The following is a 25,952-nucleotide window of genomic DNA, read 5'->3' as shown; positions in this document are numbered from 1 at the left end:
GCTTCTGCGGCGTTTTTTTACTTTAGATAATCATAGGCATTTTTAGCAAGTAGCGCTATTGTAACAACAATAAATAGTATACGAACAAAGCCGCTTCCTTTTTGAATCGCTAGGCGTGAACCAACCACAGCCCCCGCAATTTGTGCAATCCCCATGACAAGACCATAGACATAATGAATTTGCCCTAAGTAGGCAAACATACAAAGACCTGCTACATTGCTTGCTAAATTTAAAAACTTTGCATTGCCCGCAGCCTTTAAAAAATCAAAGCCTACAAGTAAAAAGCTAAAAATTAAAAAAGAGCCTGTTCCAGGACCAAGAAATCCATCATAAAAGCCAATGCTAAATAATAAAGCCATAAATAGCAGTAAATGCGTGCGCGAAAGAGTTTTCACGGCTGCCACAGCGCCCCAATCCTTTTTAAAGATTGTGTAAACTGCCACCGCTGCCAGCATGACAAGCATTAATGGCTTTAAGAGTGCTGGGTTGATTAAATGCACGGTCCACGCGCCGAACAATGAGCCAATAAAGGCGAGCGGAAAATATTTAAGAACAGGGCGAATCTCAAGCTGCCCAGAACGATAAAAGGAAATAGTGGAGGTAAGTGAACCCATCGAGCCTGCAAGCTTATTTGTTGCAACAGCAGCGGCTGGATTTAGTCCAGCAAATAGTAAAGCGGGTAATGAAATTAAGCCACCGCCACCTACAACAGAATCAATAAAGGCTGCTAAAAAACCAAAGGCAATTAATAAAAGAAGAATATGTATATCTATATCGAAAAACATGCTGACACCCCACTAAATTAGTTACTACTAGAATAGTAACTAATTTGATGAATGCTGTAAACCCTTCATTTTTTCGTTTATAATAAAGGCAATGGAGGGATTTGATGGAGGAATTAATCGTCCAATTAAAGGAGCTAGGCTTTACCGAATATGAAGCAAAGGCTTATACAGCCCTTGTCCAGCATAGCCATGTAAATGCCTATCAGGTTAGTAAAAATTCAGGAATACCCCGTGCTAGAATTTATGATATTTTAACAAGCCTTGTTGACAAGGGGATTGTGCTTAAGGAGGAAACAGCCGAGCAAACGATATATGCTGCACTGCCTGTCGCAGTTTTTTTACAGCAAATGCAGCAGCGTTGGCAGGCTAATTTTACATCCATTGGTACAAAGTTAGCTAGGCTAGAAGCAAAAGAGCAGGAAGCGGAGCATAAAGTCGTTATGTTAAAGGGCAAGGAGGCGATTATCAACTATTGTCAATCGCTGCTCCAAAATGCTAAGCAGAAGGTGCTATTATCAATGTGGGAGGATATGTATGAGGCGTTAGATGAAGCGATTCAAGAGGCAGCACAGCGTGTGCCTATCCATGGCATTACCTTCTATGTGGAAAACCCGATTGCTACATTGGATCAGCATCGCATGACACGCTATACAAAAAAAACATCTACACCGCATTGGTTTATTATGTCAGTGGATGGACAGCAAATGATTTATGGGCATGTACCATCCAATCAGGAAATTGCCTTTATTACAACGGACCCTGTGCATATTTATTTGCTGGAGGATTATATTTGGCATGATGTGCTGGTCAATCGCTTAATCAAGCGCGATGACCAAGCATTGGAGGAATGGATTACTAAAGAGCGACAAGCCTTTTTCCTCAACTAAAGCTCTAGCATATAAGCCAAGAAAAAAAGTGAAATCCCTTATTGCAAGAGATTTCACCTTTTCTTAGTAAAATACTTTGTCTACATTGTATTTGGAGCGGAAGACATTGATGGCATATGTTTCGTAAATTTCACGTTCCATTGGGTCTTCTATTTCATATACTTCAATTTTAAAAATTTCATCACGATGATTTTTCATTGGCGATACATTGTCTTCAAAGTGCTTTTTAATACGTTGGCGAATTTTGCGAGCTTTCCCGACAAATAATAGCTCATTTTTTTCATTATAAAATAAGAAAATGCCGCCTTTTTCGCGTGTGATTTTATGGAAGTCAATAAATCCATGGTAAGGTGTAATCGGCACATCACCAGGCTTTACATCTTGCTCACGCTGACGAATGACTACATCTGGTTTTGGAAATTCAATTTTAATCAAGTTTTTCACGTTCCTCTCTATCCCTAAAGCTATATGATAACATAATTACGGTATGCTTACCATAAAATTTCATCTAGAAAAAGTGATATACACAGCCTAGTATGGGGCAATAAAATAGGGAACATACAAATGAATCACAAAATATTCTATGAATTATTGCTATTCCTACTAGTTCATGCTACAATTCGATATAGTTAAATAAATCTTATCAAGAGAAGCTGAGGGATTTGGCCCGATGACGCTTCAGCAACCTCTAACAATTTGTTAGAAAGGTGCTAATTCCAGCAAAGGTACTCCTTTGAGAGATAAGAGTGGACGTGAAAAAATCCTTCTCATTCTATCTCGTATGGAATGAGGGGGATTTTTTAATTTGAAGCAGGCTTTACTGAAAAGAGAGAGGGGAATGCAAGATGCCAATTAATATTCCGAAAAACTTACCAGCTGGAGAACATTTACGTGAGGAAAAAATCTTCGTGATGGAAGAGGACCGCGCACGAACACAGCAAATTCGTCCGTTAAGTATATTAATTTTAAATTTAATGCCTGAAAAGGAAAAAACAGAGCTACAATTATTACGTTTACTAGGGAATACGCCGCTACAGGTTAATATTACCTTTTTAAATACAGCTACACATAAATCGAAAAATGTGAGTAAATCACATTTACAGCTATTTTACACAACGTTCTCACAAATTCGCCATCGCCGTTATGATGGCATGATTATTACAGGAGCGCCAGTCGAGAAAATGGAATTTGAGGATGTAAACTATTGGCAAGAAATAAAGGACATTATGGATTGGTCCAAAACGAATGTTACATCTGTTCTTCATATTTGTTGGGGGGCACAGGCGGCACTCTATCATCATTATGGTATTGGGAAATTTGAGCTTCCTGCTAAATGCTCGGGGGTTTATTCCCATGTTATTACTGATTTAACGGTTGATTTAGTGCGTGGCTTTAGCGATTTATTTACAGCACCGCATTCACGCCATACTTCTGTATCCATTGACGAGGTACGCAATCATCCTGATTTACGCTTGTTATCCTATTCGGAGGAGGCAGGTGTCTTTATCGTCCAATCGAAGGATAATAAAAATATTATGATTACAGGTCATTTAGAGTACGATGCGACAACATTGGCGGATGAATATCATCGCGATATAGCGAAGGGGCTTGATACGGCAGTGCCTGTCAACTATTTCCCAAATGATGACCCAGCACAAGCACCGATTAATACATGGCGTGCTCATACGCATTTATTGTTTTCAAACTGGCTGAACTACTATGTTTACCAAGAAACACCGTACGAATGGGACTTTGTGGATGAAATTGAATTCCATATTTAAGCCATTTAAAAAGTCTAATTTCCACGCAGAAATTAGACTTCTTCTTTTTTTTGTAACTTCGACTTGCGTATGACAGCGACAATAAGCATTATAATAGGTAGTAAAATCATTACAATAAATGATAAAATGGGCCAAATTTCATTATTGTAGTTATTGGAATGAACAATACTTGGATGAAGAATTTGCGATAGACCAATGACTATCAGGCCCATTGGCAAAATGAGTGGTCGATGATCCTTAATGTTCAACACTTGCGCAAGCCCGACAACACTTGTATAGAAGTACATAAATGAGCGAATATAAAGGGAGATAATCCACATAACAGCTATCAATACCTCAATACGTTCTAAAAAATAACCAATGGATATTCTTTGGGCAAGTGCATAGCTAGGGAAGGTTCGAGCGGTTGTACTATCTGGCCCTAAGACAAGTATGGACAGTGTAACCATTGTTGTTAATACAATGCCACCAATTATTGTACCAATATAAAAGCCCTTCTGCACAGAATGTTGGACATTGACTGTCAGGGGATAGAGCATCAATAGCAGCACTGATGGAAAGGAAAAGATACTTAAAAAGCGCATAATACTATACAGCATGGATGTCTTCGACGCCTCCAGCACGGGCTGTATATTGTCCAATGTAATCTGTGGTGTAATACAAATCACGAAAAAAATAAAAATAAAGAGAAACAGTGGAAAGAGAATTTCTGCCGAACGTACAAATGTTTCAATACCTAAGTAAGCTGCATACATAATAATAATGCTAAACAGCAGGGCAAAAGCCATCATAGGTGTTTCGGGCATGATTTCCGTTTGCATAAAAATCCCAATAAAATATAATAATTCGCCTGCTGAAAGAATGGTCACGATGACAAAGCATAGCGCTGTCATTGTGCCAAAAAAGCGTCCTAAAATTTTCTTATTTGCCTCAACAAACGTTAGTGTAGGTGTTTGCTTGGCTAATGTCATAAATAATTTTACATTTAGTAAACTGATTATGACACCAATAATCGCAGCAATCCATGCATCCTGCTTGGCAGCATTAGCAATGCTACCAGGTATAATTAAAATAGCTGTCCCGATGGAGTAGAGTATGGTAATAATGGTAAATTGTCTTGTGCTAATGATTTCTTTTTCCATCTTATGATGCCTCCAACTATTTATTTGGTGAATGAAACAATATATTCTTTAAGGGGTGAAAGGATAAAAGTAATACCGTCGAATGGGCTAGGTATTTTGATTTTTAGGAAAATACCCATATTTAAAACAGTGCCAATGAGTAAAAGAAGGGAAAATACGATCATGGTGTTTAGTGCTTGCTGCTGCTTTAGCTTGGGTATCCATTGGCAGGCAATTATGATAGAAATTATTAAAACGACGCTTGCCAAAATCATCTATCCTGTCTCCTTTCACTTGTTGGTTATTGAATTTTGGATAGTGCCCGATCCTTGGGTTTGCACATCGACCTTTACATCAACCTGCAATGTTGGGAAAATAGTAGCCCAATCGGATTTGATTTTTTTCCATTGCTTTGCATCAGCTCGGTGTAGAACATTGCTAAATCCTACAATATCGACCTGATAGTATTGTTGAATAGTTGCTAATGCTTGCTCAATTTGTTGTTGAATATCTTGTGCGGTTATTTGATTAATGGTCTGAATGGTTGTATCTTCTGTAAGATTGATGGTACATTTCACCTCTGCCACATTTTGAATAATATGAATTTGCACAGCTATTTTAGGCTGTCCCCGCTCAAAAGATCCCTTTACCTTCGTGTCAGATTGTATAATTTCTGTTGATAATGATCCCTGTTCAGGGCAGGCAATGATTTCAGCCGTGCTATGAATGCTATCTTTTAAAAAGCCAATGCTTCGGCTTTCTTCCTCTGACAGCAAGCCTACAAATCGCCCCTCCTCTAAAACGGCTAAGCCTGCATAACGCAATAATACGGGTGTTTGGATTCGTTGTACATTTGTTTGGTCCATGCCTAGCTTCTTATCACCTTGAATTTCAATAGCTGCCAAAACAGTGCCCTTCTCTTTGTTATTCAGGGTATTGACTAATTCATCAATAGTAATTGTCATGATTGAGCCCCAGGCATGTTCAGAGGTTCGAAGAGAATTGACAATTTTATTAGCAGGTACTTTTTCAATGGGGGTCAGGACATTTAATACTTCCTTTGCTGTCGCCTCATAAGACATAATCACATTGAAATCATTGCGAAACTCATGATCGCGCGCAATAAAATCGAGCGGTTCCTGAATGCCCTCTTTGGCAAGGTCTTCTCCTAGCACAACGACTTGCAGGTGCGAAAAATAGGGCTTTCTTGCTGCAAGTGTTGTCATTTTTCGCAATGCCTCAAAGATGCTTTTTCCCTTTGTATGGTATGTAACGACAGGGGAGCGTTGCGCAGAAACTTGACGCACGGAAATTTCACTAGGGTCAACAATTTGCACGGTGATTTCATAGTCATCTCCGACCTTATCAATACCAAGTGCTATAGCAATCGCTAATTCATTTAATTCATGTTTACTCCAGCATCCACCTAATAGCAAGGTCAGGATGCATAGTAAGCCAATTTTTTTTATTTTTGTCATTACTTATTCCTTTCGTCCTTTACGAGTGATATAGGAACGTCCTCTAACGATGTTTTTTTGATTAATCAAGCGAGGTCGTGTCAGCAATCGACTGCGTGGGAACAATAGAAATGCATCTTTTTGATCCTTTGTGATAAACGGTGCAAATGGGCTTAAATAAGGCACGCCAAATGTACGAATGCTACATAAATGAAGAATGATCAGCATAATGCCAAACATAACACCGAATAAGCCAAACATGGCTGCCACAATCATTAAAGGGAAGCGTAGCACACGAATGGTATTCGATAAGCCATATGCTGGAAATAAAAAGCTACAAATGGCTGTTAAGGCTACAATAATCACCATTACTGCTGATACAACGCCTGCATCAACCGCTGCCTGCCCAATAACAAGCGTACCAACAATGGATACAGCAGGTCCAATGGTCCTTGGCATACGAAGTCCTGCCTCACGTAATATTTCAAAGGCAACCTCCATAATTAATGCTTCCACGACGGCTGGAAAGGGCACACCCTCTCGTTGGGAGGCGATACTAATCAGCATGGGTGTTGGCAGCATTTCTTGGTGAAAGGTTGTAATAGCTACATAAAGTGAAGGGGCAACTAAGGCTAAGCTAATACCAAAAAATCGTAATATACGAATGAGCGTGCTAATAAACCAGTGCTGATAGTAATCCTCTGCTGATTGTAGAAAGGATGTGAATAATGCAGGTACAACTAATACAAAGGGTGTACCATCGACCAATATCGCTACTTTGCCTTCAAGCAGTTCAGCTGCAATAACGTCGGGACGCTCAGAGTTGTAGACAGTAGGAAAAATCGATTTTTTCTCATCTTGTATATAATCCTCAATATAGCCGCTCTCTAAAATGCTATCTGTCTGAATACGGTCTAAACGTGCTAATACTTCAGCGACAATTTTGTCATTAGCAATGCCATTGATATACATGATAGCTATATTGGTTTGTGTCACATCACCAATAACACGAGATTTTATCCAAAGGTTAGGGCTTTTAATTTTTCGGCGAATTAATGCTGTATTGGTCCGTAATGTTTCTGTAAAGGCTTCTTTTGGTCCGCGAATAACAGATTCGGTGGATGGCTCTGTAACAGCGCGATCTTTCACATTTTTCGTGTTGGTAGCAATGCCTGCTGCAAAGCCGTCCAAAAGAATGACAGTTTCACCATTGAAAATCGCTCGATACAATGTTGTAAAATGCTCGATATTTGCAATATCACCAACTGTTAAATAGGCATTCCCAATGTATTGCTGAATTGTGGCTATATCAATCTGCTGTTCTTCTTCGATATGGGCTGTTAATTTATCAATAGTATCATCTGCAATCATCATTTTATCAGCTAAGCCATCAATCGAAATAACAGCAAGGGTGTAGTGATCTACGCTATCAATGATTATTTCACGTATCATAAGGTCATTACTATGACCGAGTGCATGCTTAATTGTTTGCAGATTTTTAGATAGTGATGTATATAATGGGGAGGTATCGGTATTGTGAGAGATCGTCATGCGTGTTCCTCCTCAACTAGGACAGTCATTATTTATAGAATAGACAATTTTAGCGGGAGATAAACGATAGTAGACATTAAAAAAAGCAATATATCTTAGCGATATACTGCTTATGTACGATAGTCGTATTGTAATTCATCGTTACTTGTATCAACATCTACATATAAACTATGCTCGTTAAAGAACCATAAATCTTTTTCTTCGATGTAATAGGTTACATCATCAACCACGGTTTGCACACCAATGGCAATCGGTTCTTCACGTGTCATCCCAAGTGAAAAGCCTTCATGAAATGGGCTAGAGCCACCATAGCGAGCATAAAAGCGAATCGTATCGCCAGGCTCCACTTCCATCTCCTGTTTAAACCATTGTAATGCCTGATCTGTTAATGCAATGTTCATACGTATATGCTCCTCTCTTTTCCTAAAGCCATTTGACCTTTGGCTCCGTGCCATTTTTAATACGGGCAATATTAGCACGGTGACGGTAAATAATAAAGGTAAATAAAAAGGCTACTAGGATACCTAATGCATAATCGCCTGTAACAAAATAATAAACGATTGCATAAATAAGTGCTACTAATGCGGCTATCATAGATGTTAAGCTAACGATTTTTGTGATTTTTAATGTCACAATAAATGTAATAAAGAGCAGAACGAAGAGCGGCCATGAGTAACCAAGCAATACCCCTGCTGATGTTGCCACTGCTTTGCCGCCACGGAAATTGGCAAAGATAGGGAACATATGACCAATTACCGCAACCAAGCCAAGCATTAATGGATGGATGGAGCTATCTGCAAAAAAAGGCAATGCCACTAATAAAACAGCAGCTGTCCCCTTTAAAACATCCATGATTGTTACAACAATGCCTGCCTTTTTCCCTAAGATGCGAAAGGTATTGGTTGCACCTAGGTTCCCACTGCCATGCTCACGAATATCTGTATGATAAAAAAGTTTGCCTATCCATAATCCAGAAGGTATAGAGCCGATTAGATAAGCGCATAAAATAATAAGTCCATTGATCATAAGGTGGATTCCTTTCCTTCACTTGATAACGAATAGTTTGTCACAAGTATTTTACACTTTTTCTTGCGAATCTACAATGTTCGGAAGGAGAATTCGTAGCAAGCCTTGAATTCAATAGATAATCCAACTACTAGAGAGTAATTGGGTAAATATAGGGATAATGGTCATTTTGTCAATCGATCATTCCTTTGATAGAATAGAAGTCTGACGCTAGTTTGTCCGTTCAAATGTTTGCAACTAAATATGAAAGGGTTCGTCAAATGATACGGACGATAAGTAGCTAGCTGTGTTGTTGAAATCCCAATTTTAAGCAAGTGTTGCAGATGTTTACTATATACAAAGTAAAATAACAACGACTTGTCGCTAGTGCTTGACAGGAAATGCTATGATTGATTAGGATGAGAATAGTAATAGAACATGCGTTTGTTTTTTGGAGGGGAATTTTTTGACGAATAAACAGTCACCGAGCGTCTATAATGATGACGCCATACAAGTATTAGAAGGATTAGAAGCGGTACGCAAACGACCTGGCATGTATATCGGTTCAACGGATGGCCGTGGACTTCACCACCTTGTGTATGAAATTGTAGATAATGCGGTGGATGAAGCGCTGGCTGGCTTTGGGGCTCATATTATTGTCACGATTCACAATGATCAAAGTGTAAGTGTGCGTGACTTTGGGCGTGGGATGCCGACAGGGATGCATAAAATGGGAAAGCCAACGCCTGAAATTATTTTTACTGTGTTACATGCTGGCGGAAAATTTGGGCAAGGCGGCTATAAAACAAGCGGCGGCTTGCATGGTGTAGGCTCTTCTGTTGTGAATGCGCTATCAACGTTTTTAGAGGTAACGATTCATCGTGACGGGAAAATCTATCGTCAGCGTTTTGAAAATGGTGGACATCCTGTGACAACGCTTGAAGACATCGGACAAACAAAGCAAACAGGAACACTTGTTCGTTTTTTGCCAGATGAAACAATTTTCTCTGTGACGAAATTTAACTATGATACATTAGCAGAGCGTTTACGCGAGTCAGCCTTTTTATTAAAGGGCTTAAAAATTGAATTAATTGATGAGCGCGAGGAAGGCAAAAAGGATGTGTTCTTTTATGAGAACGGCATTGAAGCTTTCGTTGCGTATTTGAATGAAGAAAAGGATGTGCTACATCCTGTAAAATATGTAGAAGGTATCCAAGATGATATTGAAGTAGAATTTGCCTTTCAATATAACGATGGCTACTCGGAAACAATTTTATCCTTTGTCAATAATGTGCGTACGCGTGATGGTGGCACACATGAAACAGGTGCAAAAGCGGCACTCACACGTGTATTTAATGAGTATGCAAGAAAAATTGGCTTGCTGAAGGAAAAGGATAAAAACCTAGAAGGAACGGATATTCGGGAAGGTCTAGCAGCCATTGTATCTGTGCGAATTCCAGAGCATTTACTGCAATTTGAAGGACAAACAAAGGGTAAACTTGGTACAAGTGAAGCTCGTTCTGCCGTAGATAGTGTTGTATCTGAGCAAATTTTATATGTGCTGGAGGAAAATGCAGAATTATCGGCATCTCTTGTGCGAAAGGCGATTCGTGCCCAGCAAGTGCGTGAGGCGGCTCGAAAAGCGCGTGAGGATGCACGAAATGGCAAGAAAAATAAAAAGGGTAGCACGATTTTATCAGGAAAATTAACGCCTGCACAATCACGCAACGCTGCTAGAAACGAGCTGTATTTGGTCGAGGGCGATTCTGCGGGCGGCTCCGCGAAGCAAGGTCGTGATCGCACATTCCAAGCGATTTTACCATTGCGCGGGAAGGTCATTAATACCGAAAAGGCAAAGCTGCAAGATATTATGAAAAACGAGGAAATTTCAACGATTATTCATGCGATTGGCGCAGGTGTTGGGTCAGATTTCTCCGTTGAAGATTCAGCGTACAATAAAGTTGTGATTATGACCGATGCTGATACGGATGGGGCTCATATTCAAGTGCTGCTATTAACGTTTTTCTATCGTTATATGCGCCCACTTATTGAGGCAGGCAAGGTCTTTATTGCACTACCACCATTGTATAAAGTGTCCAAAGGAACAGGGAAAAAAGAAGTGGTTGAATATGCTTGGACAGAAAGCGATTTACAAAAGGCCATTAAAAAAGTGGGTAAGGGTTACATACTACAGCGCTACAAAGGGCTTGGTGAGATGAACGCAGACCAGCTATGGGATACAACCATGAACCCTGAAACACGTACATTAATTCGTGTCACAATCGAGGATGGTGCACGAGCAGAAAGACGTGTCACAACATTAATGGGCGATAAAGTAGAGCCACGTCGTAAATGGATTGAAGCCAATGTCGATTTCGGCATGGAGGATGATGTCAATATTTTAGACAATGAATTCATCCAGCAGGAGGAGGGCCAAGCATGAATAGTACGGAAAAGTTTCAAGATTTACCTTTAGAAGAAGTAATGGGTGACCGTTTTGGTCGCTATAGTAAATATATTATTCAAGACCGCGCGTTGCCTGATGCACGTGACGGTCTTAAACCTGTACAGCGCCGTATTTTATATGCAATGTATACAGAGGGCAATACACATGATAAGCCATTCCGTAAATCGGCTAAAACCGTCGGGAATGTGATTGGGAATTACCATCCACACGGCGATAGCTCTGTCTATGAAGCGATGGTACGTATGAGTCAGGATTGGAAAGCGCGTCATATGCTGATTGAAATGCATGGAAATAATGGCTCAGTGGATGGGGACCCGCCTGCTGCGATGCGTTATACAGAGGCACGACTTTCTACGATTGCGGCGGAAATGCTGCGAGATATCGGTAAGAAAACGGTAGAGTTTGTGCCGAACTTTGATGATCAGGATATGGAGCCAACGGTGCTACCTGCACGCTTCCCAAATTTATTGGTCAATGGCTCAACAGGGATTTCTGCTGGCTATGCCACAGATATTCCACCACATGCACTAGATGAGGTGTTAGATGCTGTTTTAATGCGCTTAGACAAGCCAACTGCTACAGTGGATGAATTAATGACGGTTATTCAGGGACCTGATTTCCCAACTGGTGGCATTATTCAAGGTGTTGAAGGCATTAAAAAGGCTTATGAAACAGGTCGTGGCAAAATTATTGTACGCGCACAGGCTGTTGTGGAGCCGATTAAGGGTGGCAAGGAGCAAATTGTTATTACGGAATTGCCATACGATGTCAATAAAGCAAATCTTGTGAAAAAAATTGATGAGCAACGCGTCGATAAGCGCCTAGAAGGAATTGCCGAAATTCGCGATGAATCCGACCGTACAGGCTTACGTATCGTCATCGAGCTGAAAAAAGATGTGCCAGGGCAAGGCATTTTACAGTATTTATTTAAAACAACCGATTTACAAATTGCTTACAATTTTAATATGATTGCCATTCATAATCGTCGTCCAACGATGATGACCCTACCATTGTTATTGGATGCTTATATCGCCCATCAAAAGGAAGTTGTCACAAATCGTTCTATTTACGATTTACAAAAAGCAAAGGATCGTTCACATATTGTTGATGGGCTAATTAAAGCACTATCTATTTTAGATGAAGTCATTGCAACGATTCGTTCTTCTAATGATAAAAAGGATGCCAAGCAGAATTTACAAGCGAAGTTCGATTTTACTGAGGTGCAGGCAGAGGCAATTGTTAGCTTGCAATTATACCGTTTAACAAATACGGATATTACAGAGCTGCGTAAAGAGCAGGAAGAGCTGAATAAATTAATTGCGAAGCTAGAGGGGATTCTGCAAAGTGAGGCTAAGCTTGTGCGCGTTATTAAACAAGAGTTGCTAGATATTAAGAAACGCTTTACAGAACCTCGCCGCTCGAAGATTGAGCAGGAAATTGAAGAAATTAAAATTACGTTAGATGTGCTTGTGCCAAGTGAGGAAGTGGTGGTCACTGTAACAAAGGATGGCTATATTAAACGTACATCCACACGCTCACATGCCGCTTCCAATGGGCAAGATTGTGCCATGAAGGATTCGGATTATTTATTGTATGAGGCAACGTTAAATACACAGCACCATCTATTACTCTTTACAAATCGAGGCAATTATATTTATCAGCCTGTTCATGAGCTGCCTGATATTCGCTGGAAGGAACTCGGTCAGCATATATCTAGCATTGTGCCAACAGGTGAGGATGAATCTATTATTGCTGCGTATGGCTTTGCCACTTTTGAGCAGCCAAACACATATATTCTTACAGCAACAAAGGATGGTCAAATTAAGCGATCACCATTAGCCGATTATGCTGTAACTCGTTATTCAAAGCCCATTAAAACAATGAATGTGAAGGCTGGCGATATAATGATTTATGCCGCACCTGTCACAGATGAGGTAGAGCTGATGCTCACAACGGATACTGCCTATGCTATTCGTTTCCCAATGGAAGAATTACCTGTAACAGGTGTTAAAACAGGTGGCGTAAAAGGGATCACATTAAAGGAGGGAGAATCCTTAGTGGGTGTCACTGTGTTACAGCCTGATGTAACACAGTATGTTGTTATTGTGACACAGCGCGGAGCTGTTAAGAAAATGAATGTGACGGAAGTTGAGATGGCAAGCCGAGCAAAACGCGGGCTTAAGGTCTTGACCGAGTTAAAAGCAAATCCACACCGTATTGTTGCCGTTGTGCAGGCTACCGATCAGGAGCGGGTGGTTATTGAAACGGAAAAAGGTGTACAGGAGGTCTTGGATGTACGGGCTTTAACACGTGCAGACCGTCATTCCAACGGCTCCTTTAAGGTTGATATTGCAACAGATGGCGCCATTTCGCATGTCGTGATTGACAAAAAAGAAGACGTAGAAGAAAGCTAGTTACAGGTTCACCGCCTAGTATCACGATACAGGGCGGTGTTTTTTCTATCTTGAAAATTATCTATTCCTCGCTTTACTCACCGAATAGCCTATAATATGATAGAAACATAGGGAGATATAAAATAGTGTCGGATTATGGCAATACATCGAAAATATAGGAAATTTTAAAATAACTAAGAAAGGAGCTTATGGATGACAGATCGCCAATTACTTGAATTAATGCTGCAAAAAGTAACAGGTATGGAAACGAATATCGGGGATATGAAAGTGGATATCCAAAATATGAAGGTAGATATTCAGGAAACAAAAACAGATATTTTGAATATTAAAGTAGATATGCAAGACATGAAGTCGGATATTCAGGAAACAAAAACAGATATTTTGAATATTAAAGCAGATATGCAAGGCATGAAAGCCGATATTCAAGATACAAAAACAGATATTTTGAATATTAAAGCAGATATGCAAGGCATGAAAGCTGATATTCAGGAAACAAAAACAGATATTCTAAATATCAAAGTAGATATGCAAGGCATGAAAGCCGATATTCAGGAAACAAAGACGGATATTTTAAATATCAAAGCCGATATGCAAGACATGAAGTCGGATATTCAGGAAACAAAAACAGATATTCTAAATATCAAAGCCGATATGCAAGACATGAAGTTGGATATTCAGGATACAAAAACAGATATCCTAAATATTAAAACAGATATGCAGGATATGAAGATAGATATTCAAGGTCTACAAGCGGAGCAGAAGAAAACAAATGAGCGCTTAGATGGCATAGAGGCAAAACAGCATCTTGTCTATGAGCAAACGGGGAAATTATCTGAATATCATTCGGAAATGATGACAAAGTTAGCAACATTAGCAACAAAGGAAGATTTAGACTACTTCGATATTAAAATTTCGCAGCATGACCGTGATATTTTTCAATTAAAAAGAAAAGCTTAAGCCTTTCATAGCAGAACGAATAAAAATATGCTTGTTATCTTGTTGTATCTATGGGTATAATAATCAACGAAAAGTTCATAGTGAAAGAATGTAGGGGGGCTAGTAGTTGCTAGCTGAGATTGTGTCCGATAGGCACTGACCCTTTGAACCTGATTTGGCTCGTACCAGCGTAGGGAACATCTATTCAAAAAAGAAAATTTTTGGAAGCTGATTGTGATACGTCTGGGAGAAATCCTAGACGTTTTTTATTTTGGTGCAGCGTGTGGTTATAGATGGTGTTATAAATAGGCTTCACGTGCATTTTGCCAATGTTCTTCTGGTACTAACATTCATTGTATGAACGCTTTTATATTTTAAACTAGGAGGATTTCGCATGAAGAAATGGTCATTTATTGTATTGACAGTTGCTGCACTGCTTGCACTCGTAGGCTGTGGTGAGAAGAAGGAGGATAAGCAAGCAAAGGATGCACCGAAAAAGGTTTCTGTTGTGCTTGATTGGACACCAAACACGAACCATACAGGGCTTTATGTAGCCGAAAAGCTTGGTTATTTTGAGGAACAGGGCTTAGATGTCGAGATTATAATGCCTGGTGAGGCAGGAGCTGATCAGCTTGTGGCATCTGGGAAGGCGGAATTTGGTGTAAGCTATCAGGAAGGGATTACACAGGCACGTATACAGGATGTGCCACTTGTTTCCATCGCTGCGATTATTCAGCATAATACATCTGGTTTTGCTTCTCTTGCCTCTAAGGGGATTACGTCGCCAAAGGATTTTGAAGGGAAAACATATGGTGGCTGGGGTGCGCCACTTGAGCAAGCGGTATTGCAATCCTTAATGCAAACGGAAGATGCAGATATCAATAAGCTTGATATTGTGAATGCAGGCGATTTAGATTTCTTCACCATGATGCAAAAGGATATTGATTTTGCATGGATTTATTATGCATGGACAGGCATTGAGGCAGAGCTTCGTGGAGAAAAGATTAATATGTTGTATTTAACGGATTATAGTGAGCAGCTTGATTATTATACACCTGTCTTGGCAACAAATGAAAAGATGATTGAAAACAATCCTGATACGGTGAAGGCTTTTGTCGCTGCGGCAGCAAAAGGCTATGAATATGCGATCGAGCATCCTAGCGAGGCGGCTGATATTTTACTAGAAGCGGCTCCTGACTTAGATAAAGAGCTGGTACATAAAAGTCAAGAATGGTTAGCAGATAAGTATCAGGATGATGCTGTACAATGGGGTGAGCAAAAATTAGCTGTTTGGGAAAACTATGCAAAGTGGATGGCAAGCAATCAGGTGTTAGAGGGCGATTTTAACGCTGAGCAAGCCTTTACAAATGATTTCTTACCGAAAAAGGAGAAAAACTAATATGGCAAATTCATTAATTAGTGTACAAATTATTCCGAAAACAGAAAAATATGAGGATATTATTCCTTATGTTGATGCGGCTATTGCTGTTATTGATGCATCAGGTGTGAAGTATGAGGTACACCCGCTTGAAACAACAATGGAGGGGGAGCTATCAACATTGCTGCAAATTATTGAGAAAATGAATGATAAAATGATTGAACTTGGTGCTATTAATGTAATTACACAGGTGAAAATTTTATATCAGCCATCTGGTATTACGATGCATACATTAACGGAGAAATATCAGTAATGAAACAAGCGTTACACAAGGGAAGGACGATATTTTTTATCGCCTTCCTCTTATTCATATGGGAACTAATCGTGTATGTGGCTGAAGTTCCTCAATGGCTACTGCCTGCACCAAGTGTCATTGTGCGAGAAGGCTTCCAGTCCTATCAAACCTTTATACCACATGCTTTAGCAACGGTGCAATTAGCGTTATTAGGGCTTGTTATTGGGATTGGCTGCGGTCTTATCGTTGCTATTATTCTGCATCGTTTTACATTTATTCGGGAATTGTTTTATCCAATTCTTATTATGTCGCAAAATATTCCGATTCTTGTCTTAGCACCACTGCTTATTATTTGGTTTGGCTTTGGCTTATTACCAAAGTTAATTATTATTTGTCTGGTTTGCTTTTTCCCTATTGTGATTGCAACGATGGATGGCTTTCGTCAAACTGACGCTGCACTAAAGCATTATTTTCAAATGATTGGTGCATCCAAGGCACAAACCTTTTGGAAGCTCGAATGGCCCTATGCCTATCCAGCTATTTTTTCAGGGGTTAAAATTGCGGCTACCTACAGTGTGATGGGCGCTGTGATTGCTGAGTGGCTTGGTGCTAAAAAGGGAATTGGTGTATATATGACCTTAGCACAGTCCTCCTTCCGCACAGATCGGGTATTTGTGGCGATTTTTGCGATTGTTTTGCTAAGCTTATTGTTATTTAGTAGCATTCGTTTACTTGAAAAATTTATGGTGAAGGGGAGAGGCTATAATGCTGAGCATTCAAAACATCGCTAAGTCCTTTGATACCCTTCAAGTTCTTAAGGATATATCCTTTGAGGTGAGGGATGGCGAGTTTGTGGCGATTATTGGGCCTTCAGGCAGTGGCAAAAGCACACTTTTTCAATTAATTGGTGGTGTATCGTCCATTGATCAAGGGGCAATTTTATTAAATGGTGAGGCTATTCAGCACAAGCGGGGAACGATTGGCTATATGCCGCAGCAGCCTTCTTTGTTGCCATGGCGGACGATTATAGAGAATGTCACGATTGTGGAGGAGCTTACAGGTAAGCCCGATAGAGAGCGTGCCAAGGCATGGTTAGAAAAGGTTGGACTTGCTTCCTTTATCCATGCATATCCCCATGAACTATCAGGGGGGATGCAGCAGCGTGTATCCTTTATCCGTGCCATTGTGAGTGATAAGCCTATTTTATGCTTAGATGAGCCATTTTCAGCGTTGGATGAATTTACACGACTTGAAATGCAGGCATGGCTTTTATCTATTTGGGAGCAATATCGTAAGTCGATTTTATTTGTCACCCATAGTATTGAGGAAGCGCTTTTTTTAGCGGATCGTATTCTTATATTAACGAAACGCCCTGCCTCCATCAAAAAAGAAATTATTGTGCCATTTGCTAGACCACGGCAAGGAGAGATTCGCCATTCTGCTGCATTTACAGCATTGAAGCAGCAGCTATTTACATACTTACAGGAAGAAAAGGAGGATATCTATGCTGATTGATGCGCATATTCATTTAGAGCAATATAAGGATGAAGAAATTCCTTCCTTGCTGGATGAGGTAGACGCTGTGATTGCTGTGAGTATGGAGCTATCCTCCTGCCAAAGAACACACCAATTAGCCAAAATGTATAGCAAGGTAAAGGCAGCATTTGGCTTTCATCCCGAGCAGCCTGTACTTAGTCAGATGGATGAGGATGCATTGTTTAAGTGGATTCGTCGTTATCAGGATCATATGGTCGCAGTAGGTGAGGTAGGCTTACCGTACTATTTAAGGCAGGAACAGGCGATTGACAATGCTCCCTATATCGCTTTGCTAGAGCGTTTTATTGTCTTGGCAAAGGAGCTTCGTAAACCAATTATTTTACATGCAGTGTATGAGGATGCGATGATTGCCTGTGATTTACTTGAAAAGCATCAGGTTCAGCGAGCGCATTTTCATTGGTTTAAAGGGGATCAGGCAGTGGTGCAACGGCTGATTCAGCATGGCTACGCTATTTCCATCACGCCTGATTGCTTATATGAGGAAGAGATTCAGCAATTAATTCAAGCTTATCCGATTGAATTGATGATGGTGGAAACAGATGGTCCATGGCCGTTTGAGGGGCCTTTTGCAGGTAAGCGTACAGCGCCATGGATGATGCATTCAACCATTCGGATGATTGCGGCGATCAAGGGGATAACTGCACAGGAAGCGGCATATATACTGATGCAAAATACAAAAAATTTCTATCAACTTTAACGCTGAAAAGCAGTATCGGTAACGATTTAATCGTGCTGATACTGCTTTTTATATTTAGTGTGCCCCTGTTCCAATTGCTCACGCTTTGTTTTGGTGATTCGTTCATGTGTGCTAAATGAGGTAGATTGACGATGCTTTTCAACATCCTTGCCGCTTGTGCGCTTTATATGCTTGCGCCTCTTCTTTGCCTTTGATTGTGACATATTTATGCCTTCCTTTCTAAAAAACACCTCGTAAGTATGATACTTACGAGGTGCTTACATGTATTAGTGAGATACGTCCTGTACAGAAATACCTGTGTTTGCTTTAACATCCACTTCACGATATTTCGCTTCATCACTTTCTTTAGAAAGCAATGTGCCAATAAAGCCACCAAGGAAGCCTAGTGGTACAGAGATAAGGGCTGGGTTCGTTAACATAATTAACGGTTCACCAACGAAAATAGCAGCACCTTCAACTGGATTCCATACGTTTGGTGATACAGCTACGATCGCTAATGCTGAAATTAACCCTGTTAACATCGCTGTTACAGCACCCGCTGTATTAAAGCGTTTCCAATAAATTGTGTAAATAATTACTGGAAGGTTAGCAGAACCCGCAATACAGAATGCAAGCGATACTAGGAACGCAACGTTTAATGTTTGTGCACCAAGTGCTAATAGGATAGAAATAACAGCGATTGTGATTGAGCCGATACGAGCTGCAAGCACTTGCTCTTTCTCTGAAATTTTACCCTTTTTAATAATTTGACCATAAATATCATGAGATAGGGCAGATGCACCCGAAAGTACAAGACCTGCTACTACCGCTAGAATTGTCGCAAATGCTACCGCACAAACGAATGAGAATAGAATATCGCCACCAAGTGCGTCTGCAAGAAGTGGAGCAGCCATGTTACCAGCAGGGTTAGCTGCAATAATATCTTCTTTTCCAACGAATGCTGCTGCACCGAAGCCTAAGAAGATTGTTAATATATAGAATAAACCTACAATCCAAGTAGCCCAAATTACAGATGAACGAGCTGTTTGTGCATCTTTTACTGTAAAGAAGCGCATTAGGATATGTGGTAGACCTGCAGTACCTACTACTAAGGCAATTAACATCGAAATTGTATCAATACCGTTTGTATAGCGTAAGCCAGGATTTAAGTATGCTGCACCGTTATCCGTAGCCGTTGCCATTTCTCTAAACATTGTCGCAATACTGAAATCAAATTTCAGTAATACTAAGAAGGAAATAATCACAGTACCTAACATTAAAAGACAGGCTTTAATAATTTGTACCCAAGATGTTGCTGTCATACCACCGAATAGTACGTAGGTTGTCATCATCACACCTACGATTAATACGGCGATCCAATAGTCAATTCCTAAAAGTAATTGAATAAGTGCTCCTGCACCAACTAGCTGTGCAATCATGTAGAATAAAACAATTGTAATTGTACTTAAAGCCGCCGTTCCGCGAACTTTTGCATTATTAAAGCGCGCTGTAATCATATCAGCTAATGTAAATTTCCCAAGGTTACGTAATGGCTCCGCTACGATGTATAATACCACTAAGTAAGCTACTAAATAACCAACAGAGAAGAAGAAACCATCAAATCCGAATAATGCGACTGCACCAGCTATCCCTAAGAAAGATGCTGCAGATAAATAGTCACCTGCAATAGCTAGTCCATTTTGCCAGCCTGTTAAACCACCACCAGCAGTGTAGAAATCACTTGCTGAAGATGTGCGCTTAGATGCCCACCATGTAACAACTAATGTTAAACCAACAATGGCTACGAAGAAAAATATAGCTGTAAAGCTCATCGGCGGCCACCTCCGTTTTCATATTCGGCAATAATCGCCTTTGCTTCTTTGTCATAGCTATTTGCCTTCGCTACATATAAATGACATAACCCCCATGTCATAAGGAATAGTCCTGCAGAGTAAATCCACACCCAAGTAATCTCCCCAAATGCCTTTTGGTGTAGAATTTCCGTATATGATGTCAAAATTGGTAACATCATGTAAGCTGCTAAAAATATGACAGTCATAGACCACAGGAAAGAATTTTTCTTTCGTACAAGTGCCTTGAATGACTCTTGCTTTGCAATTGCCTCATAATCAATTACGACTTCTTTTTTTGTTTGATTGTTCGCCATTAACATTCCCCATTTTGTGTTTTTTTTCTGCCTTAAGACTTATTTTTGCTAGTTTAGTGAATTCACATTTTCATTTTATGAAACAGTTCACGAAATTGCAATACATTTCAGAAAAATTATGCAAAAAAAATTTCTCAGAAAATAGTCCTAAAAGAGAAAAAGCGTTTAGAAACCTAGCATTCAAAGGGTTTTAGAATATTCAGATAAATAAATGAGGCGAAGGGAAATCTAGGTTTTCAAGAAAAACAGAAGGGTAAATTTACAAAATAATAATGTTTTTTCAAGCGAAAATAAACACTATTTACCTAGTGAATACTGGTTTTTTTCTGTTTTTTGGAAGTAAAATAATATTGTTCGATAAGTAATTTAGTAGAAATTCAATAACAAAAAATGCGAAAAAATCGACAAAAAATCGTTTTTTTCGCATCTTTTTCTGTAAATTTTGAATAGAAATTCAGTCTGTTAAATTAATGAGAAACATCTGACACAGACACACCTGTATTTGCCTTTACGCGAATTTCTTTATAAATACGCTCTGCCTCTGCATCCGTTGCTTTGTTAGATGACAAAATTGTCCCTAGATAGCCTGCAATAAAGCCTAGTGGAATCGTAATAATAGCTGGTACAGCAAGTGGCACAAGTGGAGTACCCACAAAAATAGCTGCGCCTTCAACAGGACTCCAGACATTTGGTCCCATTGCCCCTAAAACTAAACATGATACTAAACCTGTAACCATTGCTGTTACAGCACCTGTTGAATTGAACTTTTTCCAATAAATTGTATAAAGAATGACAGGCAAATTCGCTGAAGCACCAATACAAAATGCAAAGGATACAAGGAATGAAACATTTAAGCTTTGCGCAAATAAAGCTAAAATAATCGACACAATCGCAATCGAAATAGAGCCTGTACGAGCAGCGATTACTTGCTGCTTTTCTGTTAATTGTCCATTTTTAATAATTTCCCCATAAATATCATGAGAAATAGCAGAAGCTCCTGTTAATACTAAGCCAGATACAACCGCTAAAATTGTCGCAAAGGCTACAGCACCAATAAATGCCATCAATACATCTCCACCTAAGTAATGTGCAAGCAGTGGGGCAGCCGTATTGCCAGCTTTACTTTCGGCAAGAATTTGATCAAGCCCTACAAAGTTTAATGCACCGAAGCCTAAGAAAATTGTTAATGAGAAGAAAATAGCTGTAATCCAAGTTGTCCAAGAAATAGAGGCACGTGCTGTTTTGGCATCTTTTACTGTAAAGAAACGCATTAAAATATGTGGTAAACCTGATGTCCCTAAAACTAAAGCCATCATCATCGAAACAGAGTCAATTGTACTTGTATATTTAATGCCTGGTACAAGGAATTCCTCACCATGATCGACCGCAATCGTATCGAACATTTTCATGAGTGAAAAATCAAATTTTACTAACACTAATGTTGCTAATAAGCCTGTCCCAAATAATAGAAGACTTGCTTTAATAATTTGTACCCAAGACGTAGCTGTCATGCCACCAAATAATACATAGGTTGTCATCATCACACCGACAATTAATACCGCAATCCAATATTCAATGCCAAATAGTAGCTTAATAAGCGCACCAGCACCTACTAGCTGTGCAATCATATAAAGAATCACAATAATAATTGTGCCTGATGCTGCCACACCACGAATGCGCTTTTCATTAAAGCGTGCTGTCAGCATATCAGCTAATGTATAGCGACCTAAATTACGCATAGGCTCAGCAATCACATAAAGCAGCACTAAATTGGCTACTACATAACCAACAGAGAAGAAGAAACCATCAAAGCCTGTTAAAGCAATAGCGCCAGACACCCCAAGAAATGCTGCTGCAGATAAATAGTCACCTGCAATGGCAAATCCATTTTGCCAGCCCTTTAAACCACCGCCAGCCGTATAAAAATCAGCCGCAGAGGATGTGCGCTTTGCTGCAATATATGTAACAACAAGCGTTAAACCAACAATTGCTAAAAAGAAACTAATCGATACTAAATTCATTTATTTTCCGCCTTTCGCTTGATACTCTGCTAGCACAGCAGCTGCAGCTTTATCGAATGAAGCAGCTTTTTTTACATATACCGTACAGAGCACAATTGTCATAATAAATAATCCTGCAGAATAAACCCAAACACCCGTAATATTACCAAAGAATTTTTGTTGTAGTACAGGCTGGAAAGCAAGAATCGGCAGCAAGATATAAAGGATTAGAAAGATTGCTGTAATCGAGAACAGGAAGGTGTTTTTCTTTCTTACAAAGCGATTGAACGATTCCATTGCTTCAATTGCATCATAATCAATTGCTTGCCCCTGTTTTGTGTTTGAAACGTTAGCCATTATTATTCCCCCTAAAGTTATATATTTCTGTTTTAAACGACATATTTCTTGATGACTCGTCGTTATATTCACTTATTTTATGAGGGAGATTTCTATAATGCAATACTAAATTTCGATTTTTAAAAATTTTTAGTTAAATATAAAAGAATGGAATAACATAGAAATAATAAGGATTTACTAGAAAAAATTTTTAGGAAAGCGAAAGAAATTTTCTATAGAAATAGTATTTTAAAAATAATTTATAATAGAGAATAAGAAGTATAGGACGAAATTTAAACATAAAAGAGAATTTTCTGTAATTTATTATTGTACAATTAAGATTTCGAGAATGTTAAAAAATAGGAAAAGTTGTTATATAACAACTAGATGCTATTGAAAGAAATAGTAAAAATAAGCTTTAAAAAATTTTTAAAAAAATTGCTTTGTTTGGCAAATTTGCGGCAATATCAGTTCGCAGCAAGACCATTATGTTGTATTTAACTGCTAGAATGCATAAAATAAGATGGTGAACTGAAGGGAAGTGAGTAATGATAATGAAAAAGAAACGTATTGTACTGCTTTTAATACTAACAATCAGTAGTATTTTAACGGCGTGTGGCAGCTATAAATTTGAGCCATCATTAAATATTGAGGTTCAAGATTTTTCGATGACAAACCAGCACAATGAGCAAGTACAATTAGAGGATTTAAAGGGGAAGCCATGGCTAGCAATGTTTATCTTTACAAATTGTACAACCGTCTGTCCGCCAATGACGTTTAATATGACAGGCATTCAGGAGGAGCTAGCGGATAAAGGCATGAAGGATTATCAAATTGTTGCCTTTAGTGTAGACCCTGAGGTAGATCAACCTGAGGTATTGGCGAATTACTTAAGCAATTATAATGTTGTAGATGAAAGCAAATGGCAGCTACTAACGGGCTATGAGCAAAAATTTATTGAACAATTTGCACGTCAATCCTTTAATTCAGTTGTTAAAAACGATCCAAATTCAGACCAGGTCATACATATGTCACGTTACTATTTAGTTAATGCGGATGGCACAGTTGTGAAAGATTATGATGGCGCAACAGACGTCCCAGTCGAAAGCATTGTCGCAGATATGAAAGCTCTTATTAAGGAGAGCAAATAATGCAGTAGTCCATGTGACTGCTGTATTATTTTATCAAAAAATAATATACATCCAGTCAATTGGAGCTGGTCTAATCTTGTAAAAGGACACCAAAGTCTAAACTACATAAAACCAATAAAATAAACATATTTGATGATTTAGTTTAGACTTTACTGTCCAGAAAATTAGACAGTAAAGTCTAAACTTTTTATTTTTGAAGACATCTAAATATAAACTACTCGTATTTTTGGACATTAAAGTTTAAACTATTTATAATATTGAAAATATTATAGATTACGAAGGAGTGGTTCATGTGAATAAACCTCTTGTAACGAATATTTCCAATAAATATGGAAATAATCGTTGGAAATCAAAAAGCCTTAAAATAGATAGAGAAGTATTTCTTTATAGCGATTTGGAATATGATAATTGGTTGACAGTGGAATGTAATCCATCTATCGTCAACTTTTGCGAACAACCATTTCTAATTAAAATTCCCTACAATAATACTATCAGAACTTCTATACCGGATATGTGGATTCTTTATGATAATGGTGATGAAGAAATAGTCGAAGTTAAATACTCTAATGATTTAACTAAGAATAAAGTAAAAGAGCAAATAGAGATTCAACAGTTATGGGCTACAAAAAATTGTATTAGACATAGAATAGTAACTGAAAGAGAAGTTCGTGAAAATCGTTTACTTTTATCAAACTATAAGTCTCTATTAAGCATTTTAAAAAAATGTTGATATAAAGGAACTCGTTGCATTAGATGGTTACCTAGATATTATAAAAGCTAAAGAACGACTAGAAATTTCTGAATTTTCGGATTTACTTAAAGTAGATAATACTGTTGTCCTAAAAAATATCGCTTTTTTATTGTATAGGGGACAAATAAACGCGAACTTAGATACATGTTATTTTGGAACTAAATTGGAGGTGTCACAGATCAATGGGGAAATACTCTAATAAATATCAAAGCATAAGTAAATCAGATATTTTAGAGTGGCCAAGTGTACTAGAAGATAGTCTTACTGCTAAACAGAAAGAAGTCTACATTAATAGAAAACAGCTGTTGTTGCGTATATTGAACGAAACGAAACGATTGATAATATTTGTTCAAGGTATGGAATTAAAAAATCTGAAGTCTATAGATTACTTAAGAGATGTTTAGAAACACATACGGATGGTCGATTATTCGGTTTCAGAGCACTAATTCCATACATGAGAGTTCAATCAACTATTAATGCACCTTTCGAACAATTATTAGAAGAACACCCTAGTCTTAAAGAGCAAATTGAAAAAGATTTCTTAAACGTATATAAAAAGGGGGAGGTAAGGGAAAGAAATTTAAGCACTAAAACTATTCATCAAAGGTTTATGAGAAATTGTATTAAACTAGGTATTGGACTTAATCAGTATCCATTAAATACACAAACGAAAGCTTATAAATCTGTTGAACGCTATTTAAAATCTCTGTCAAATAAACATTTTGTTGCTGTAGCAGCTCGATCCGGTGAAGAATCGAAAATGTTAGCTAAAAATACTGGTGCGAATTTCACAGAATTTCAAACACAAACGCCAATTCGTCCTTATGAAAAGGTAGAATTTGATGGACATAAAATAGATGTTGCATTATCTGTAAAATATACAACACCTGCAGGAGATGAAATAGTTGATACCTTAAATAGAATTTGGATTTTATCAATAATAGATGTTGCTACCCGTTGTATATTAGGCTATCACTTATGTCTAAATAAAGAATATTCTTCGGACGATGTTTTAATGTGCATTAGGAATGCTATAAAACCTTGGAAACCAAAAGAACTTACTATACCCAACTTAAAATATAGTGAAAGTTCAGGTTTCCCCTCATATCTTGTACATGAAGCTGCATATGGAATTTGGGATGAATGGATAGGCTACACTTATTTACCAATATGGGTAGAGCCTGAGAATAGAAATTATAAAAGGGGCACTGGGGTAATATGACCTTGAATGAGGGAG

At 38.6% G+C, this 25,952-nt stretch carries 26 protein-coding genes and 2 riboswitches; of the genes, 13 read left to right on the top strand and 13 right to left on the bottom strand.

The window, feature by feature from the left end; genetic code table 11:
* Nucleotides 1-17 precede the first annotated feature (17 nt).
* Nucleotides 18-785, bottom strand: a complete 768-nt coding sequence (locus MHB42_RS10300) for a TSUP family transporter (RefSeq protein WP_340805965.1) — start codon at nucleotides 783-785, stop codon at nucleotides 18-20.
* Nucleotides 786-889: 104 nt separating this feature from the next.
* Between MHB42_RS10300 and MHB42_RS10295 the strand changes: the two genes are divergently transcribed.
* Nucleotides 890-1,672, top strand: coding sequence for a TrmB family transcriptional regulator (locus tag MHB42_RS10295; protein ID WP_340805964.1), 783 nt, complete (start codon nucleotides 890-892; stop codon nucleotides 1,670-1,672).
* Nucleotides 1,673-1,735: 63 nt separating this feature from the next.
* On the opposite strand, the gene MHB42_RS10290 is transcribed toward MHB42_RS10295, so the two are convergent.
* Complete coding sequence (locus MHB42_RS10290) at nucleotides 1,736-2,107, bottom strand: nucleotide excision repair endonuclease (RefSeq protein WP_340808574.1); 372 nt, start codon at nucleotides 2,105-2,107, stop codon at nucleotides 1,736-1,738.
* A gap of 202 nt (nucleotides 2,108-2,309) precedes the next feature.
* Nucleotides 2,310-2,419, top strand: a riboswitch (SAM riboswitch).
* A gap of 98 nt (nucleotides 2,420-2,517) precedes the next feature.
* Between MHB42_RS10290 and metA the strand changes: the two genes are divergently transcribed.
* Entirely contained in the window at nucleotides 2,518-3,453 is a 936-nt protein-coding gene (metA, locus tag MHB42_RS10285; protein ID WP_340805963.1) for a homoserine O-acetyltransferase MetA, read from the top strand.
* A gap of 32 nt (nucleotides 3,454-3,485) precedes the next feature.
* On the opposite strand, the gene MHB42_RS10280 is transcribed toward metA, so the two are convergent.
* From MHB42_RS10280 to plsY, 6 genes are all read right to left on the bottom strand, one after another.
* Nucleotides 3,486-4,595 carry a GerAB/ArcD/ProY family transporter gene (locus MHB42_RS10280; RefSeq protein WP_340805961.1) on the bottom strand — a complete coding sequence of 370 codons (1,110 nt, stop codon included), beginning with the start codon at nucleotides 4,593-4,595 and terminating at the stop codon, nucleotides 3,486-3,488.
* Nucleotides 4,596-4,615: 20 nt separating this feature from the next.
* On the bottom strand, nucleotides 4,616-4,849 hold the full coding sequence (locus tag MHB42_RS10275) for a hypothetical protein (protein ID WP_340805960.1): 234 nt from the start codon (nucleotides 4,847-4,849) through the stop codon (nucleotides 4,616-4,618).
* Between the two features lie 15 nt (nucleotides 4,850-4,864).
* Complete coding sequence (locus MHB42_RS10270; RefSeq protein ID WP_340805959.1) at nucleotides 4,865-6,052, bottom strand: Ger(x)C family spore germination protein; 1,188 nt, start codon at nucleotides 6,050-6,052, stop codon at nucleotides 4,865-4,867.
* Between the two features lie 3 nt (nucleotides 6,053-6,055).
* On the bottom strand, nucleotides 6,056-7,582 hold the full coding sequence (locus tag MHB42_RS10265; protein ID WP_340805957.1) for a spore germination protein: 1,527 nt from the start codon (nucleotides 7,580-7,582) through the stop codon (nucleotides 6,056-6,058).
* A gap of 110 nt (nucleotides 7,583-7,692) precedes the next feature.
* A complete protein-coding gene (locus tag MHB42_RS10260; protein ID WP_340805956.1) occupies nucleotides 7,693-7,983 on the bottom strand; it encodes a HesB/YadR/YfhF family protein in 291 nt (96 codons plus the stop codon).
* Nucleotides 7,984-8,005: 22 nt separating this feature from the next.
* Complete coding sequence (gene plsY, locus MHB42_RS10255; RefSeq protein WP_340805955.1) at nucleotides 8,006-8,608, bottom strand: glycerol-3-phosphate 1-O-acyltransferase PlsY; 603 nt, start codon at nucleotides 8,606-8,608, stop codon at nucleotides 8,006-8,008.
* A gap of 445 nt (nucleotides 8,609-9,053) precedes the next feature.
* Here plsY and parE point away from each other — a divergent pair, with 445 nt between their 5' ends.
* The 8 genes from parE to MHB42_RS10215 all read left to right on the top strand — a co-directional run bounded on the left by parE (nucleotide 9,054) and on the right by MHB42_RS10215 (nucleotide 18,331).
* Nucleotides 9,054-11,030 carry a DNA topoisomerase IV subunit B gene (gene parE / locus MHB42_RS10250; protein WP_340805953.1) on the top strand — a complete coding sequence of 659 codons (1,977 nt, stop codon included), beginning with the start codon at nucleotides 9,054-9,056 and terminating at the stop codon, nucleotides 11,028-11,030.
* Nucleotides 11,027-13,468: a DNA topoisomerase IV subunit A gene (parC, locus tag MHB42_RS10245; protein ID WP_340805952.1), complete on the top strand. Its 2,442-nt coding sequence runs from the start codon at nucleotides 11,027-11,029 to the stop codon at nucleotides 13,466-13,468. The genes parE and parC overlap by 4 nt, the downstream gene beginning before the upstream one ends.
* Before the next feature lie 192 nt (nucleotides 13,469-13,660).
* Nucleotides 13,661-14,425, top strand: coding sequence for a coiled-coil domain-containing protein (locus tag MHB42_RS10240; RefSeq protein WP_340805951.1), 765 nt, complete (start codon nucleotides 13,661-13,663; stop codon nucleotides 14,423-14,425).
* An 82-nt stretch (nucleotides 14,426-14,507) separates the two neighbouring features.
* Nucleotides 14,508-14,618, top strand: a riboswitch (TPP riboswitch).
* 180 nt (nucleotides 14,619-14,798) lie between these two features.
* Nucleotides 14,799-15,803 (top strand): ABC transporter substrate-binding protein, encoded by a 1,005-nt coding sequence (locus MHB42_RS10235; protein ID WP_340805949.1) that lies wholly within the window; start codon nucleotides 14,799-14,801, stop codon nucleotides 15,801-15,803.
* 1 nt (nucleotide 15,804) lies between these two features.
* Nucleotides 15,805-16,095 carry a thiamine-binding protein gene (locus MHB42_RS10230; RefSeq protein WP_340805948.1) on the top strand — a complete coding sequence of 97 codons (291 nt, stop codon included), beginning with the start codon at nucleotides 15,805-15,807 and terminating at the stop codon, nucleotides 16,093-16,095.
* Entirely contained in the window at nucleotides 16,095-16,868 is a 774-nt protein-coding gene (locus tag MHB42_RS10225; protein ID WP_340805947.1) for an ABC transporter permease, read from the top strand. Before MHB42_RS10230 ends, MHB42_RS10225 begins: the two co-directional genes overlap by 1 nt.
* On the top strand, nucleotides 16,843-17,592 hold the full coding sequence (locus tag MHB42_RS10220) for an ABC transporter ATP-binding protein (RefSeq protein ID WP_340805945.1): 750 nt from the start codon (nucleotides 16,843-16,845) through the stop codon (nucleotides 17,590-17,592). The genes MHB42_RS10225 and MHB42_RS10220 overlap by 26 nt, the downstream gene beginning before the upstream one ends.
* On the top strand, nucleotides 17,582-18,331 hold the full coding sequence (locus tag MHB42_RS10215; protein WP_340805944.1) for a TatD family hydrolase: 750 nt from the start codon (nucleotides 17,582-17,584) through the stop codon (nucleotides 18,329-18,331). The genes MHB42_RS10220 and MHB42_RS10215 overlap by 11 nt, the downstream gene beginning before the upstream one ends.
* 26 nt (nucleotides 18,332-18,357) lie before the next feature.
* Here the strand turns inward: MHB42_RS10215 and MHB42_RS10210 are convergent, their stop codons facing one another.
* From MHB42_RS10210 to MHB42_RS10190, 5 genes are all read right to left on the bottom strand, one after another.
* Nucleotides 18,358-18,534 carry a hypothetical protein gene (locus tag MHB42_RS10210; protein ID WP_340805942.1) on the bottom strand — a complete coding sequence of 59 codons (177 nt, stop codon included), beginning with the start codon at nucleotides 18,532-18,534 and terminating at the stop codon, nucleotides 18,358-18,360.
* Nucleotides 18,535-18,597: 63 nt separating this feature from the next.
* Nucleotides 18,598-20,142: a solute symporter family protein gene (locus MHB42_RS10205; RefSeq protein WP_340805941.1), complete on the bottom strand. Its 1,545-nt coding sequence runs from the start codon at nucleotides 20,140-20,142 to the stop codon at nucleotides 18,598-18,600.
* The gene (locus MHB42_RS10200; RefSeq protein WP_340805940.1) at nucleotides 20,139-20,477 is read right to left on the bottom strand and encodes a DUF485 domain-containing protein; all 339 of its coding nucleotides are present in this window, start codon (nucleotides 20,475-20,477) and stop codon (nucleotides 20,139-20,141) included. Before MHB42_RS10200 ends, MHB42_RS10205 begins: the two co-directional genes overlap by 4 nt.
* A gap of 467 nt (nucleotides 20,478-20,944) precedes the next feature.
* Complete coding sequence (locus tag MHB42_RS10195) at nucleotides 20,945-22,498, bottom strand: solute symporter family protein (protein ID WP_340805938.1); 1,554 nt, start codon at nucleotides 22,496-22,498, stop codon at nucleotides 20,945-20,947.
* The gene (locus tag MHB42_RS10190) at nucleotides 22,499-22,834 is read right to left on the bottom strand and encodes a DUF485 domain-containing protein (RefSeq protein ID WP_340805936.1); all 336 of its coding nucleotides are present in this window, start codon (nucleotides 22,832-22,834) and stop codon (nucleotides 22,499-22,501) included. It lies immediately after the preceding gene.
* Between the two features lie 533 nt (nucleotides 22,835-23,367).
* Between MHB42_RS10190 and MHB42_RS10185 the strand changes: the two genes are divergently transcribed.
* From MHB42_RS10185 to MHB42_RS10175, 3 genes are all read left to right on the top strand, one after another.
* Nucleotides 23,368-23,964: an SCO family protein gene (locus MHB42_RS10185; protein ID WP_340805935.1), complete on the top strand. Its 597-nt coding sequence runs from the start codon at nucleotides 23,368-23,370 to the stop codon at nucleotides 23,962-23,964.
* A gap of 292 nt (nucleotides 23,965-24,256) precedes the next feature.
* Entirely contained in the window at nucleotides 24,257-24,694 is a 438-nt protein-coding gene (locus MHB42_RS10180) for a Tn7 transposase TnsA N-terminal domain-containing protein (RefSeq protein WP_340805934.1), read from the top strand.
* Between the two features lie 475 nt (nucleotides 24,695-25,169).
* Entirely contained in the window at nucleotides 25,170-25,937 is a 768-nt protein-coding gene (locus MHB42_RS10175; RefSeq protein ID WP_340805932.1) for a hypothetical protein, read from the top strand.
* Nucleotides 25,938-25,952 lie beyond the last annotated feature (15 nt).

The sequence above is a fragment of the Lysinibacillus sp. FSL K6-0232 genome (genome assembly GCF_038008325.1).
Classification (GTDB): domain Bacteria; phylum Bacillota; class Bacilli; order Bacillales_A; family Planococcaceae; genus Lysinibacillus.
This window is presented reverse-complemented; position numbering and strand designations above follow the sequence as displayed.